We start from the raw sequence: 15,700 nt of genomic DNA on the forward strand, positions 1-15,700 counted from the left end.
AAGAGAGAAAAGACATCTGTTAAGATGGACTTAATCTTGTTGAACGGAGGGGATTTTTCATGGCTAAAAAGGGACAATCATTCCGGCAATACTCCTTAGATGTAAAGATGGAGGCAGTCCGGTTGGTGAACGAAGAACATATGAGTATTCGTGAAGTGACGAAACAATTGGACATTCGCAATAAATCCCAAGTGCAAAGCTGGGTGATGAAATATCGAGCGGGGGAGAACCTCCAGCCAACGACCACAAGGCAGGGACGACCCAAAACGAAATTTTCCAGTATGGAAGAGGAGATGGCGTATCTACGGGCGGAGATTGAATATTTAAAAAAGCAGTATCCAAATCTACACAAGGAGTGACGAGGAAAGAAGCGAGGTTTGAAATTATTGAGGGAATGCGAACACGATATTCGTTGAAATGGTTACTTGAATTAGCCCATGTTTCTCGGGCAGGATATTATAAATGGAGAAAGAATCAGCAAACAACCCAGCAGCGTAAGCAAGAAGAAGAGCTTCTGGAATCGCATATGTTGTCGATCCACCGGATCCATCCCTATTTTGGTTATCTGCGGATGACCGTTGCTTTACGTAGAGAAGGTATCTTGGTCAATCACAAAAAGATGTACCGCCTAATGAAGAAATTAGGGATCCGTTCCGTCATTCGAAAGAAGCGGCGCTTTTTTGGCAAACAGGCATCTGTGGTAAATGCCAACCGATTAGATCGACAATTTCAGGCAGATTCTCCTTTATCCAAGCTGGTTACCGATATTACATACATACGAGCTGGAGAGCGGTTTGTATATCTCTCTGTCATTCAAGATCTGTTTAACAATGAAATCGTGGCTTGGCGTCTTTCGGAACGAAATGACCTTGCTCTAGTTAGCGAGACCCTAGACGTTCTAAGTAAGAACGTGAACATGGAGGGTGTCATTCTCCATTCAGACCAGGGTTTTCAGTATACCTCCAAGCCGTTTAACCGCAAACTTAAGCGGCTTGGCATGTTTGGGAGCCATTCAAGGCGTGGAAATTGCCTAGACAATGCCTGTATAGAATCCTTCTTCTCCCATCTTAAAACAGAGAAGATTTATTTAACGAAACCCGGAACCCTAGCGGAGGTAGAACAACACGTACGGGAGTACATTTCTTTTTATAATGAAAATAGATTTCAGAAAAAGTTAAACAACCGTTCCCCGATTGAATACCGAGAAACGGTTGCTGCTTAAAGATGTCTTTTTAGTTCTGTCTACTTGACAGGGGTATGACCAAATTGCGTGAAGCCGCAGATCATGTGTTAAGCTTTCCATCTTTCAAAGAAGCTGTTGCACAGAAGTCAATACCATATTTAAATATATAAATTGAATGTAAGCTCGTCTATTGCAGCATATTAGGGAATTCGGTACAATTTACTCATACTACTTAAGAGTAAGCTGGAAGGAGAGAGTAAAGGTTGAAGCAGGAGTATTGTACACCGACTCAGCACCCAAAGTGGTTTGGACTGGCTGTTCAAGCGCTTGTTATATTGTCGCAGGAGGACAAAAGCATAGCTTGTCCAAGTATTGAACTCGCCAAATATCTTCAGTCGGAGCCTTCTTTGCTGCGCCGCATACTTTCCGTTCTCGCCAAGGAAGGGCTTATCGGAACCCGGGAAGGCCGTGACGGCGGGTACCACCTTAGGAAACCGGCAGAGTCTATACGACTAGTTGATGTGTACGATGTATTCCGTTCAGACAGCAGGCTTTCCTTTGGTATTACCGAGACAGCTGGCACGCATCCGCTCGGTAAATGTATGAAATCTACGCTTGAGGATATTACCCAAGAAATGGACGATAGCATACGTGGAGTATTAAGCAAGTACACGATTGCTGATCTCGCCAATCAACTGGAAGCCAAGCTTTAGATGAACCTGGAAAAAAGACGGTTGACAGCGGCTTGCTTAGATTTTATACTGTGCAATATAAACAACAGTTAAACGCAAGCCGCGCGCAACGTTAATTTTTAAGGTTATACTGTGTGATAATGAACACAGTTATACCTGTGCGCATAAGCGGAAATATTGTTGGAATTTTTTCAAGGCACTTCGTTTTAATAGATTTCAAACTTTGACTAATCGCTTAGTCTGGATTTAACTGTGCTGAATAAAAAACAGTATTTATTTAAAGGAGGATTCATAATGTCAACTTCAACTCATACTGGTCAGAGCTCCGCCTTGTTCGCCGATGTCATCCGCGAGCGCCGCTCTGTGCGTCATTACGACAAATCGGTTCGTCTGTCTCACGAGGAGATTAAGGATCTTCTGAAAGAAGCGACGCTTGCGCCTTCTTCGAGTAACGTTCAGCCCTGGCGCTTCTTGGTTATTGAGACAGAGGAATTGAAAGCAAAACTGCAGCCAATCGCCTACAATCAATCCCAGGTTACTGAGGCTGCAGCGGTGATCGTTGTGCTTGGTGATACGGAAGGATATAAGAAGCTCGATGAAGTTTTCGGCGAAGCAGTAAAACACGGCTATATAGCAGAAGATACCGCCAAATCGTTCGTGGAAAGATCGATTCATACGTATGCTTCATTGCCAGAGGAAACACTTCATAAAGTCATTCATATTGATGGTGGTATTGTATCCCAGCAGCTTATGCTGGTTGCACGTGCTCACGGCTACGATACCGTCGCGATGGGCGGCTATAATGCGGCCGAGCTTAAGCAATCGTTCGGTATTAGTGACCGATACATTCCAATCATGCTGATTGCGCTCGGTAAAGCGGCACAACCGGGTCATCAGACAACTCGGCTGCCGATAGACGATATCACATTCTTTAACGAGATGCCCGTTAACTAAAAACAAAACCCAACGAATTTAATTTTATGAATGAACAGAGTCGAGAAATGACAACTTAAGGAAGTAGTATATATTCACAATTTCCAAAGGAGGATATCTGTTATGGCTCACCAGAAGAGAAGGAAAGAAGCTGCATGGAAGTCACGAAAGCAAGAACAGCATCCCCATGGTAAAATCAAATCGCTCAAGGAATTGTCCAGCGAACAAGATTGAGGAGTATACTACTTGGAAGAGAAGGGCTGTCGATGAAATTTATCGGCAGTCTTCTCATGGTGTGTGATCATAATGGCCCTTCATACAGGCAACATCCAACAGTTTTATTTCAGAGTGTTCAGTGTTATTGGAGACATTGAGTTAGCCGTTCAACCCTGAAAATATACATAATATTTTCAGGGTTGCTTTTATTTAGTTTTCTTTGTCAAGGCGAAGAATTACTGCAATTCACCAATGCGTGTGGGGCGCTATCGACTCTTGCACGGAAAGCCTGGCCCATGGACGGTAGAGGAGGTTCTTCGCTTGTAAGAAGCCGTAAAGTGATGATAACGTTAGTTTGACGAAAGCTGAATTAGGATGGGAGTTGAAATTTCTTGAAGAAATTCGGTAAAATTTTGCTTATAGGTTTAAGCTTGGGGTTGGGCCTTGCAATCGGTAATGTGCAGACTCCTGCCGCCTCTGCCGCTGGTACCGAATATTATGTGGCGACAAGTGGTAGCGATTCCAACGCGGGAACAAGCGACGCGCCGTGGAAAACGCTCCAGCATGCGGCCGACACAGTCCCTCCGGGCAGCAAGGTCTATGTCCGAGGTGGTGTTTATAAGGAGAAACTGAAAATCACCCGCTCTGGCTCCGCCTCGCAAGGCCCAACCGTGTTCGCAAGCTATGGCACGGAAACCGCCATTGTTGACGGTACTGGCCTATCTGTCAGTGGGAACGAAGGGTTAATCGAATTGGCCGATGTCGATTACGTCACCATCCAAGGGTTTGAAATCCGCAATTTTACCACTGCTTCCAAGAACGCAGTGCCTACAGGCATTTACGTTCACGGTGCAGGGGGTTTCATTAATCTGTCTGATAACAAAATCCACGACATAAAAAACACGGCCACCCCAACTGGAAAAGACCGGCTAGGCCGGGACGCTCACGGCATCGCTGTTTATGGCACGAAAGCTCCTGCATCGATTCACAACCTTACAATCAACGGCAATGAACTATACAATCTCGTGCTCGGCTCCAGCGAATCGCTTGTTTTAAACGGGAATGTGAACGGCTTTGCAGTGACCAGCAACCTCATTCACGATAACGACAACATTGGAATCGATCTGATCGGCTTTGAAGGAACCGCGCCGAATACTGCTTACGATCAGGTGCGGAACGGGGTGGTAAAAGGCAATCGAGTGTACAATAATTCGGTTCGAAATAACCCATCCTACAAGAGCGATGACAACTCGGCCGGCGGCATTTATGTGGATGGGGGGAAGGACAACATTATCGAGCAGAATTACAGCTATAACAATGACATCGGCGTCGAAATTGCCTCCGAGCATGCCGGCAAAACCACCAGCAATATTACGGTCCGCAGTAACGTGATATATAACAACCGGTTGACCGGCATCGCTATGGGCGGCTACGATGACGAGCGTGGCTCAACGGTAAACAGCAAGATCGTGAACAATACGCTGTACAAGAACGATACATTGGACGACGGAAGCGGCCAGCTTTTGGTTCAGTATGATACACGAAACAACGTGATCAAGAACAATATTTTCGTAGCCAGTTCGACTGATGTGTTGATCTACAATGGATATACTCAAAATTCGGGCAATGTTGTTGATTATAATTTATATTTTGCACCTGGTGGCAGTTCGGGGGCCAACTGGACCTGGAAAGATAAAGAATATACAGGATTCCCCACGTACAAATCGGGAACGGGCAAAGATGCGCGTTCTCTGTTTGCCGATCCTAAATTCGTGAATGCCACGAATGGCGACTTCCATTTGCAGTCTTCGTCACCAGCGATCAATTCCGGATCAACGGATAACGACATCATCGGAACCGAGGATATCGACGGGGAACCCCGTATGAAAGGGAAGGCCGTGAATATCGGTGCAGATGAGTGAAGCAAAACTAGAGTTTTTGTCGGGTTATGCAAAATCTGATTCTCTTGGAGTCCTGTGCGTGCTGATACTCCGTTGATGCAAGTGACGGATTGAGGCGGCTCAAATGAATAGCTGAATTTATTCCAAAAGCCCTCTAGATGCGAGGGCTTTTGTCTTTATATATAGCATTCACAATTTGTGTATTTGCAATTTTCGTAGTTCTTGATACACCATAATGATAATTATTATCATTTAATTCGAGGGTCACATTATGATTACCGATTGCTTGTTGCTATGGAGAGGCATCCTAGGCGCAACATTATTTTTCTATAGAGAAAGGTTGATAGCATTGACTACAAATAAACAATTAGACCGCTTCAGCTCGATACCCGTTTTCTCCATATATGATTGAATGATTGAAGTAGCTGCAGCAGCTGCAGCAGCTTAAGATCGTCTTCTACAATCAGGATACTAAACATAGGACTTGGCTCCTTTTCTGATTAAAAAAACACCAGCATGCCTTCTCCGAAGAGCGATTAGAACTTACTGTTTTTACAAGTCCTCCAATACCGCAAGATCGAATTACAAAATTGTAAGGTAGATGTAAGGCAAATCGATAGCTTATGCCAGCCTGGCAGGATAAGATTGGAACAAACGAAAATAGAAATTTTTTAAAAGGAGAATCGAGATGAGGCTGTTTGAACTGTTGCTATTATTGTCAAACATCGGCTTGTTTTCATTAACCTTCCTATTAAAAAAAGGACGGCGTAGAATTCCAGTATTCGTTACAAGCGGGATTGCCACACTTTTACTGGTCATTCATTGGACGGTGGAAGGATACAGAGTTCAGCTATTTTTCCCATATTGCATAACGATCATTTTTTTAGCCATTTCAGGTTATAGCTATTTTAAAAAAAACGGTCCAAAAAAAATCCCACGATTCATGTTGGGTTCAGCTTATACCGCTATAGCGATAATGCTGGTCGTAACAGCGGGTCTTATGTATGCTTTTCCTGTATTTAAACTACCTGAACCGACAGGCGAATTTAAGGTAGGAACGCAAACTTTTCATTTCGTGGATACAAATAGGGAAGAGATTTTCGACGAATCCAGAGATGGTAAGAGAGAATTGATGGTTCAGGTCTGGTATCCGGCTCAAGCTAGCACTGGCAAGTATGCTCCCTTTATTCCCGATACCCAGATTTTACGTTATATGGCCGCGAACTATGGTCTTCCCGGGTTTACGTTTCAACACCTGAGGTACGTATCCAGTCATACTTATTCGGGGGCCGAAGTTTCTTCGGCACAGACTTCATACCCGCTGATCCTTGCGAATCCCGGCAACGGCTCTTCCAGGTTCCTCCACACCTCGCAAGCCGAATATCTCGCAAGTCACGGATATATGGTGGCAGTGATCGACCACACCTACAATACATTTGCAACCGAGTTTCCGGACGGTCGAATCACAACCAGCACAACCAACGACTTATTCTCGCCCGACCATGATTACCAGACGAGCAGAGAAAATCGCGACAAGTTGGGACAAGTTTTAACCGGCGATGTGGCGTTTGCGCTGGACCAATTCGAGCTCATCCAATCGGGGAAGATTCCAAGTCATTTAAAAGGAAGGTTTGATCTCGGTCATGTCGGGGTGTTCGGTCATTCCATCGGTGGAGCGACGGCCTATGACGCTTCTTACGATCCGCGAATCGCAGTCGGGATAGACCTTGATGGAGGGCTTTATCGACTGCGTGACAGAGAGGGTCTGCGAAAGCCGTTTTTGTTCATCAACTCGGAAAGCTATTTCGAAAAATTAAAAATGGTAATGGATAATCGGGTCTACACGGATGCAGAGCTTAACCGTATGGGATCAACAAGAGAGTGGGAGGATCAAGTAACGGAAGATAAAAAGTTGGAGCTTGAACGGATGCGTGAAACGGTCGACGAAGGGGGACAAGTCCTCTATATCGAAAATACGGAGCATTTGAATTTCGCTGACGTACAGTTCATTTCTCCGATTTTCAAAATGCTGGGCATTACAGGAAAGATTGCGCCCGAAAGAGCGAACTCCGTTATCAATGTCTATATGCTAGATTTCTTCGATAGGTATCTGAAAAATCAAGGCGGAAACTTAATGAAAGGACCGGATAGCCGCTTTCCGGAGGTGAAGTTCGTAACCTCGCTATTATAAATTACGGAACAGGCTACCGATTTTGATATGCTCCCCTTCAAGTAGACAGGTTTAATAAATAAACCGCTAATTGAAGGGGAGTTTTTCTTTGTCTAAAAAGAACGAATACAATGCGATGCGATGTATGCAAAGAGGAAGGGAGAATAAGTTCTATGAATTCCATGAAAGCGTTTGACATATTGGAATATCATTCTATAATTATGAACAGAATTGGACCTCACCGAGATGGAAAAATTCAGATTATTCCAGTCTGAATCGGATGAAGATGTTGTCTATTCTCAAATAGGTCGCTGTCTATGAGGAATACGATAATTGATAGAGCTGTTGTTCAATAAACAGTAAGCTCCATAATCAGGGGCTTGCTCTTTTATTTACCTAAGGAGAATGGGGCGGAATGACACTTAAAAAAAGAATCTTTTTATTGTTTTTTCTCAGCGCGTTTATTCCCTTTATTAGTATATTTGCAATTTCTTATTATACCATTGATTCCATTTTTGTAAATAAAATCAATGATGGAATTAGGAGCAATCTACAGCAGGTAACTTCATCACTGGAAAATTCAATTACCAATCTGAATCATGTTACTCAGCAATTATCATATAGCGGTACTTTAGGCAAAAAACTGGATGAAGTCTTGCAACCTTCCTCCAATATAATTGAATTGATTGAGGCTAGAGATGAATTAAAGAATGAGTTAAATGTTGTAACGTTTACTAATCCGAATATAGGCTTGACCTTATATTATTTCCAGAAAGAAGGCGCTACACAGTTCGCTAACTTTCCCATCAAAGATCGTTTTGCCCCTGAGTCTTTGCCTGTGCTTTTCAAATCTTATGGCATTTCGTACTATGGTCCCCATATCAGTATGAACCGATTTAATGACCAGCTCGTTTTATCTGCTATGCGAAAGGTACAACTGCCTCAAAGGGACGATGTATATATTTACGTCGAATCCGGCTTTCGTCTTACACAGAATATACTAGGTTACAACCAATACCAAGGAGCTTTATCGCATTTGATACTGAATGGTGAAGGTCAAATTGTTTACAGTGAAATTCCGGAAACGATGAAAGTGGGGGAGAATTTCTTCAACTTATCAAAAAGTACTGCAAAAGACGGAATATCCCGTGACTACCATTGGTTTAAGGAGGACTCCGCTCAGAATTGGAGCGTCATCTCGGTAATTTCGCAGGCTAAGTATCAACAGGAGAAAAACCAGTGGTTGCTTCAAATATTACTGGTCGCTTTATTTTTTCTCGGCTTTACTGTATTTCTTGCTTGGCTTCTGTGGAAGATGGTCTACAAGCCACTCGGTCTGTTCCATTCGGAAATTAACGGAATGTCTCAGAATCCACAAAAGGCAGGCAGCCAGACTCGCACTCATATTCCCGAGTTCGATTTTCTATTGGGAGAATTCTCAAATATGCAGCATCAAATCGGTGACCTGTTCAAGGAAGTGCAGCAGAAAGAGAAGATCCGTGCAGATTTGGAAGTGGAAAAATTGTTATATCAGATCAATCCTCACTTTCTGATGAATACGCTAGATACTGTACATTGGCTGGCCGTCATGAATGGACAAGGGGAGATTGACAAGTTGGTGCAATCCTTGAACAAGCTGTTGTATTACAATTTGGGTAAATTAGGGCAAGTATCGACGATGGAAGAGGAAATTGATGCGCTAAGACAGTATCTAGTCCTGCAGCAAATTCGATATGACTTTGAATTTGACGTGCGTATTTCAGCGGATGACCATGTGCTTCAAATACCTGTGCCTCGTTTTATTCTGCAACCGTTGGTTGAAAATTCTCTCTATCATGGACTGAGTGACGAAGGTTTTATTCAGATTGAAGTTACACTCACCAAAACGCTGAATATTCTGATACAGGATAATGGAGCCGGCATGACCGAGGAAGCGATTCAAAAACTCTTGAACAATCGTATAGCAGAACATAAAAAAGTAGGGATGGGCATCGGACTCAATTATGTTCACCGCATGTTGAGGGCACAGTACGGAGATCAAGCACAACTGGTGATCGAAAGTGAATTGGGTACAGGGACAATTATTCTGCTCATACTTCCTATCAAAGGAGAAGATGTTCGGGGATGATTAAAGTATTGATTGTGGATGACGACAAATTGGTACGAAAAGGCATAAGCTCCGCGATGCCGTGGAATGAGTTCAATATGGAAGTTGTAGGAGAAGCAAGTAACGGGTTGAAAGCACTGGATTTTCTGAAATCCCAACCGGTCGATCTGATGTTGACGGATCTCGCGATGCCGGTGATGTCAGGTATTGAGCTGATGCGAGCTGCAAGGCAGCTCTATCCAGAACTTCATATTGTCGTATTAACACTGCATCAAGATTTCGATTATATCCAGGAAGCGCTCAGGCTGGGAGCCATCGACTATATAGCCAAGGTTCAGCTCGAGAAGGAGCAATTCGAACACGTGCTGCATCGAATACATATCCGGATTGACGAGCTGGCGAATAAAAAACGAAAGCTGCCGCTGCTTAGTGAGACTAATGTCCATTACCGCCATGTGTATGCACTTGTTTCACTGGATCGCAAGTTAGGACAGAGCTGGCCGATTGAACCGACATCCAGTGTAGATGAGATCCGATGGGAGGTTGAACGGAACAGTTGGATGTGGGCGGCACCCGTGGACGTAGAGGATCAACTGTTCCACAAACTGAAGGAATACCGGGACCAAGTTCCCCAAGGCGCCTTGCTAGTTATGTCCGATGTACAAGAGCGAACGTGGTCGCAAATCCAAAACTGGATTATGAATTATACAGAAACGTCCTTATTCTATGCATACGACCCTTATGATCCTGTCATTGCCGTTTCGATGAATATGGAGGACTCATTTCCAATAGAACCGCAGGATGAAGACATGGATCGAATTAAGCAAAGCTGGTTTCTATCACCATGGACACATAACGACAGTTACTACAACCAACTGATTGAACAGTTCAAATCACTAAGATTGCATAAAAGCCAGCTGATGGGATTGCTATACTCGATAGTTATGGAATGGAATCACTTTTTTGCCGAGACTACGCTTGGTAGAATCTCAATGATCCATTCTTTTCTATCGTGGTACGAGGTAGAAGCTTGGATCAAGCAGACCTCTGTGGACATTCGTAAGGCAGATGAACAGACCTCGTATTCACAGGAGATTGTAGACGCCGTCAAAAAATCAATTATGATCATGCAAAATGATTTGGACCAAGCCTTTACTGCTTCAAGTTTGTCCCAGCAACTGAACATCAGCCGAAGCTATTTCAGTCAATGCTTCAAGGATCTGATGGGGAAAACCTTTAATGAGTACTCCCGTTTTATACGAATAGAGAAGTCTAAAGAGTACTTATTGAATACAAATAATCAGATTTTCTGGATTGCTGAGCGAGTGGGTTATACGGATGAAAAATATTTCAGCCGAATTTTCCGCGAGTTGACAGGCCTGCTTCCAAGTGAATATCGACAGCTGGGCAGAGGGGATAAAAAGCGTACTCTTTTATAATTCAGTCAAGCCGACAGATTCCTGATAGGAGCTGCCGGTTTTTGTGCTTTACTTTGGTTAGTAAGTAAAGATAGACAAATGTATGTCGGCAGGTAGGATAAATGCTTACAAGCCAAGTATGACTTCACTGCCTGACGTGAAACCGCATACATTTTTCTATCCAAACAGACGTTTATTCCCTATCTCGTTTTGTCTTCATCGAGTTTTATAATGAAAGCGTAAACAACAATGATAGAGAAATATTCACAACGAAGGGGAATCGAATGAGATGACAACTAAATGGTCCGTAAAAAGCAAATTGTTGACGAGACGTCTGGCCGTACTATCGATATCTGCCCTAATGATTTCAACCCTTGCAGCCTGTGGGGCTTCATCCAACCCTCCCACTGCGAAGGAAGCGGGCAAATATGAGGTAACACCCGGAGACCCATTCAGTGCCTATAAAGACGAAATAACCGTCACGATGGGTCGTGTGACTACGGCCAACCCGAAGCTGCCGGCTGGAGATTCGTATGAGAACAATGCGTATACTCGACTGGTCAAAAAAGCGTTTAACGCTCAGATTAAAGACCAATTTGAAGCCAACGGAGAAGATTACAGCCGTCAGGTTTCGCTCGCCATCGCCTCTGGAGAACTGCCTGACATGATGCGTGTCGATTCCAAGGATGAACTCAAAGAACTGGTTGATAATGATCTGATTGAAGATATGACGGAAATTTACAAACAGTATGCCACAGATAATATCAAGAATATTTACGACTCTTATGAGGGCCGGGCGTTAGACAATGCGACGATAGATGGACGTTTAATGGCGCTTCCAGCTACTTCCCTAGATTCCGCACCAACCATGGTCTGGGTTCGTCAGGATTGGCTGGATCTACTGGGAATCCAGCTTGATGCAGACGGAGATGGTACCATCAAGCTGGACGATGTGGAGAAAACGGCCGAGGAATTCTTGAAAAGAGATCCGGGTCAAACCGGGAAACCGGTAGGTATTCCCTTTGTGAACACCCTGAATACAACTGACTATAATGGTTCTGCCTATACCATGCTTGGAGTTGCCTCAACGAAGGGTTCATTCCCTCAGTATTGGATGAAGGGTAAAGACGGCAGCATTGTTTATGGCTCAACAACAGAGGAAACCAAGCAGATGCTAGGCGTCATGGCAGATTGGTTCAAGAGAGGCATCATCGATCCGCAATTTGGAACACGCACATTTGATGATATTACGGCACTGTACACCAACGGCCAATGCGGTATTGCTTTTGGACCATGGCATATTCCCGACTGGGGTCTGGGCAACGTGAAGCAGAAGGATAAGAATGCGAAATTCACGGCTTACACTTTGGAAGATGCAGATGGAAAGGTAAACGTGGCACACGCCAACCCAGCTAATCAGTTTATCGTTGTAAGAAAAGGATACGAACACCCGGAACTCGCCGTTAAAATCGCAAACCTTTTCTACGATAAACTGGCAAATGATAAAAATGTGGGAACAACTATGCCAGAAGCTGCCAAGTATCAAGAGAACGGCGTAGACGGTTCTACCAGACCGTTTAATATTGAAGTCAACTCGGCGACCTCGTTACTGGATGACTACTCTGATATCGTTCGAGGGATTAAAGGAGAGATAAGTTTGGATCAGGTCCGGACAACAGAATCAAAGAACAATATTAAAAGTATCCAGACTTACTTAAGTAATATGGATACGGATAACGTAACAGCCTGGTCGAAATATCACTCGCGTATCAACGGAGTGGGACTCATTGACAAACTGACACGGGAAAACAAATTTGTATGGATGACACCCGCTTTCTCCGGAACTACACCAAGCATGAAACAGACCTGGGCTAATCTGACCAAGATGGAGCAGGAATCTTTTATCAAAATCGTGACAGGTGCAGAACCTCTGAATTACTTCGATACATTCGTTAGCAATTGGAAGAAGCAAGGCGGTGACCAGGTAATTCAGGAAATTAAAGACGAGGTTGCATCCAAAAAATAAACAATCTTAAACTGCTAACAGGGCTGCGTATTGCAGCCCTGCTTTTAGGAAAGGGGTCCATCCATGAAACAGGGAAACGATAAAGCAAAAATCCGGTTCGGCACGGGTGCCATATATCATCTGATGATGCTTCCGGGTATTTTATTTTTGCTGGTATTCAGCTATGTTCCGATGGTCGGTGTCATTACGGCGTTTCAGGATTATATACCAGCCAAGGGAATGTTAGGCTCCAAATTTGTAGGGCTGAAGCACTTTATTTATATGTTTAAGCTGCCGGACATCGCACAGGTTTTTAGTAATACGTTGGTGATTGCCATTGCCAAGATTCTATTGGGAACACTGATGGCTATCATTTTTTCCATTTTGTTAAATGAGATCCGCATCAAATTCGTTAAAAAATCCGTGCAGACAATCGTTTATCTGCCACACTTTCTATCCTGGGTAGTTCTAGCATCCGTGGTTGTTAACATGTTCAGTTTGGATGGGATTGTGAATCAAATTTTGGCTTTTTTCGGTCTGGAGAATATTAATTTTCTCGGCAGCAACACCTGGTTCCAGCCGCTGATTATTGGGACAGACGTGTGGAAGGAATTCGGTTACAGTTCCATCGTCTATTTGGCTGCAATTACTTCGATTGATCCGGGTCTGTATGAAGCGGCAGGAATGGATGGAGCCAGCTGGTGGAGAAAAGTATGGCATATTACGTTGCCAGGCATGCTGCCTATTATCCTGCTCATGGGAGTGATGAGTCTGACCAATATTTTGAGTGCCGGCTTCGATCAAATTTATAATCTGTATAACCCAGTTGTCTATGAATCGGGAGATATTCTGGATACTTATGTATATCGGATTGGACTCGTTGGGCGACAGTATAGCTTCGGTACGGCTGTTGGCCTGTTCAAGTCAGTGATTGGTATTGTTTTGCTATTGTCCGCCAACCAATTAGCCAAAAAATACACCGACCGAAAAATATTTTAAGGAGGCGAAGCCTGTGTCGTATTCTGTAAGCCAAAAAAATCGAATTGGCGGGTTAGTCATCTATGCCATCGTCATATTGCTGGCATTGATCTGCCTACTTCCATTATGGAATATCGTTGCGATTTCATTTAGCAGCAGCGAGGCCGTGTCAGCTAATGCTGTAGGTCTCGTACCGGTCAATTTTACAACCGCAGCGTATACGAAAATTATCGATGATGCTCAGTTCTGGCGTTCCTTTGGCATATCTGTTCTACGTGTTGTGCTTACACTTCTTCTCAACATGATTCTTATTGTTCTAATGGCATACCCGCTCTCCAAGTCAAAAAGAGAATTTAAGGGCAGAAACATTTATATGAACGTCATGATTTTTGCCATGCTGTTCAGCGGTGGGATGATCCCGAGTTATCTATTGATCAAAAACCTCGATATGCTCAATACAATTTGGTCGCTTGTTCTACCAGGAGCTGTCCCTATATTCAGTGTCATCCTTGTCATGAACTTCTTCTCTGCTGTACCTAAGGCCCTTGAAGAAGCAGCATTCATCGATGGGGCGAGTCCGCTGCAGGTCCTGTTCAAAGTGTATGTTCCCGTGTCCATCCCTGCGCTGGCGACGGTAGCACTATTCAGTATCGTGGGAACGTGGAATGATTTCTTCAGCGGTTTGATCTATATGACTCAAGTCAGCAATTATCCGCTCATGACGTATATTCAGTCCCTTAACGTGAATATTGCGGAACTTCTTCAATCCGGCACCAACTCAGCACAACTCAGCAACTTGACTGAAATTTCAAACAAAAATCTAAATGCGGCAAAAATCGTAGTCGCTGTCATCCCGCTACTGCTGATTTATCCGTTACTTCAAAAATATTTTGTGACTGGAATTGTTGTAGGATCGGTAAAAGAGTAATTGTATGCTGTGACTTGATTAAGATAAAAGAAACTATCCCTGTATGGAAGGGTTGTAATGAACAATGGAAAATAAAAAAATTGGTGGAAAGAAAACGTTGTATGCCAAAATGAGATATTGTTTTTATTTCCGAAGTGGATATCGTTTTTAATATAGACTGTATGTTCAGTCATGATTAAAATGTTACTCGAGAAAATATTACCACATGGGGGAGGGTAACAAGGTGGAACTTTTTTACGAAATCGAAGGGAATGGAGTCCCTATAGTCATGATTCACTCGGGAGGTGTCGACTCAAGGGTATGGAGATATATGGTGCCTGAACTAGCAAAATCATTCCAGATCATTACCTTCGATGGTCGAGGAACCGGCCACTCGCCTGCTATGCAAGAGCCGACTTCACTTGTGGAGGATTTACGCAAACTTCTCGAACATCTCGGACTGGATCTTGTCACACTTGTTGGCCATTCCATCGGTGGGCAAGTCGCGACTGACTTTGCGTTATCATATCCATCTATGGTTGAGCGGCTAGTGGTGATTGCCCCTTCATTAACGGGATTTGCATATTCGCAAGAATTCACCAATTATATGGCATCAGTGAATGCGGCCGCTCCCGATATTTCAAAACTTGTAGAGTTGTCCTTAGCCGCACCGATCTATCGGGCTACGATGGCCAGCCCCCATCGGAGTTTTCTGACTGAAATGCATACTCACTACATGACAAGGGTATTCACCGAGTGGAGAAGCTTTGAGGTCCTTTGGCCAGAGCCGCCTTCGATTGAACGTTTAGAAAAAATTGCAGCGAGTACGTTATTTATACAAGGAACAATAGAATGGCCGGATATGTTTAATATTGCCGAGCACTTCAAGCGTGTACCTGCAATTAGGTTTGCCGAAATCAAAGGGGCCGATCATATGCTTGTTCTTACTCATGCGGAGGAACTAGCTAATAACATCCGACAGTTTTATCACAGGTGAGAACCGTGCGTGAATTGGTTGGGTATCTCTTGAATCAAAGTATTATAATGGGGTAATAAGAAGTTTTGAACCTTAAAGAGCAACCCGGAAGAAACATCTTAGCGCTTGAAAGCGGCGGGTGAGTGGAAAGCGTTTGTTTACGGATATGGAACAGCGACAGTCTAGGGCCTTATTTTCTGCTGACAAAACAATA

The 15,700-nt window shown here is 43.7% G+C and carries 12 protein-coding genes; all 12 read left to right on the forward strand.

All coding sequences use genetic code 11. From position 1 onward, the window contains the following. The first annotated feature begins 59 nt into the window (after nucleotides 1–59). The 12 genes from ACU1JV_RS16615 to ACU1JV_RS16670 all read left to right on the forward strand — a co-directional run bounded on the left by ACU1JV_RS16615 (nucleotide 60) and on the right by ACU1JV_RS16670 (nucleotide 15,507). Nucleotides 60–1,222 (forward strand): IS3 family transposase gene (locus ACU1JV_RS16615; RefSeq protein WP_413986180.1). Its coding sequence is split into 2 segments (ribosomal slippage): nucleotides 60–324 and nucleotides 324–1,222, totalling 1,164 coding nucleotides; the frame shifts between segments, so codons are not numbered across the junction. A 224-nt stretch (nucleotides 1,223–1,446) separates the two neighbouring features. Further along, on the forward strand, nucleotides 1,447–1,896 hold the full coding sequence (locus ACU1JV_RS16620) for an RrF2 family transcriptional regulator (RefSeq protein WP_013371316.1): 450 nt from the start codon (nucleotides 1,447–1,449) through the stop codon (nucleotides 1,894–1,896). A 273-nt stretch (nucleotides 1,897–2,169) separates the two neighbouring features. Continuing rightward, the gene (locus tag ACU1JV_RS16625; protein ID WP_013371315.1) at nucleotides 2,170–2,829 is read left to right on the forward strand and encodes a nitroreductase family protein; all 660 of its coding nucleotides are present in this window, start codon (nucleotides 2,170–2,172) and stop codon (nucleotides 2,827–2,829) included. Nucleotides 2,830–2,931: 102 nt separating this feature from the next. Next, the gene (locus ACU1JV_RS16630) at nucleotides 2,932–3,042 is read left to right on the forward strand and encodes a DUF6254 family protein (RefSeq protein WP_014599788.1); all 111 of its coding nucleotides are present in this window, start codon (nucleotides 2,932–2,934) and stop codon (nucleotides 3,040–3,042) included. Nucleotides 3,043–3,416: 374 nt separating this feature from the next. After that, complete coding sequence (locus ACU1JV_RS16635) at nucleotides 3,417–4,946, forward strand: right-handed parallel beta-helix repeat-containing protein (RefSeq protein ID WP_058830816.1); 1,530 nt, start codon at nucleotides 3,417–3,419, stop codon at nucleotides 4,944–4,946. A gap of 667 nt (nucleotides 4,947–5,613) precedes the next feature. Next, nucleotides 5,614–7,116: an alpha/beta hydrolase family protein gene (locus tag ACU1JV_RS16640; protein ID WP_165083972.1), complete on the forward strand. Its 1,503-nt coding sequence runs from the start codon at nucleotides 5,614–5,616 to the stop codon at nucleotides 7,114–7,116. A gap of 394 nt (nucleotides 7,117–7,510) precedes the next feature. Continuing rightward, nucleotides 7,511–9,223, forward strand: coding sequence for a sensor histidine kinase (locus tag ACU1JV_RS16645; RefSeq protein ID WP_165083970.1), 1,713 nt, complete (start codon nucleotides 7,511–7,513; stop codon nucleotides 9,221–9,223). After that, on the forward strand, nucleotides 9,220–10,641 hold the full coding sequence (locus ACU1JV_RS16650) for a response regulator transcription factor (RefSeq protein WP_165083968.1): 1,422 nt from the start codon (nucleotides 9,220–9,222) through the stop codon (nucleotides 10,639–10,641). Before ACU1JV_RS16645 ends, ACU1JV_RS16650 begins: the two co-directional genes overlap by 4 nt. Nucleotides 10,642–10,909: 268 nt before the next feature. After that, the gene (locus ACU1JV_RS16655; RefSeq protein WP_165083967.1) at nucleotides 10,910–12,646 is read left to right on the forward strand and encodes a sugar ABC transporter substrate-binding protein; all 1,737 of its coding nucleotides are present in this window, start codon (nucleotides 10,910–10,912) and stop codon (nucleotides 12,644–12,646) included. 63 nt (nucleotides 12,647–12,709) lie between these two features. Beyond that, a complete protein-coding gene (locus ACU1JV_RS16660) occupies nucleotides 12,710–13,624 on the forward strand; it encodes an ABC transporter permease (RefSeq protein WP_014599785.1) in 915 nt (304 codons plus the stop codon). A 13-nt stretch (nucleotides 13,625–13,637) separates the two neighbouring features. After that, a complete protein-coding gene (locus ACU1JV_RS16665) occupies nucleotides 13,638–14,531 on the forward strand; it encodes a carbohydrate ABC transporter permease (protein ID WP_013371307.1) in 894 nt (297 codons plus the stop codon). 223 nt (nucleotides 14,532–14,754) lie between these two features. Then, nucleotides 14,755–15,507 (forward strand): alpha/beta fold hydrolase, encoded by a 753-nt coding sequence (locus ACU1JV_RS16670; protein ID WP_137078570.1) that lies wholly within the window; start codon nucleotides 14,755–14,757, stop codon nucleotides 15,505–15,507. Nucleotides 15,508–15,700 lie beyond the last annotated feature (193 nt).

This window comes from Paenibacillus sp. T2-29, from assembly GCF_052921365.1.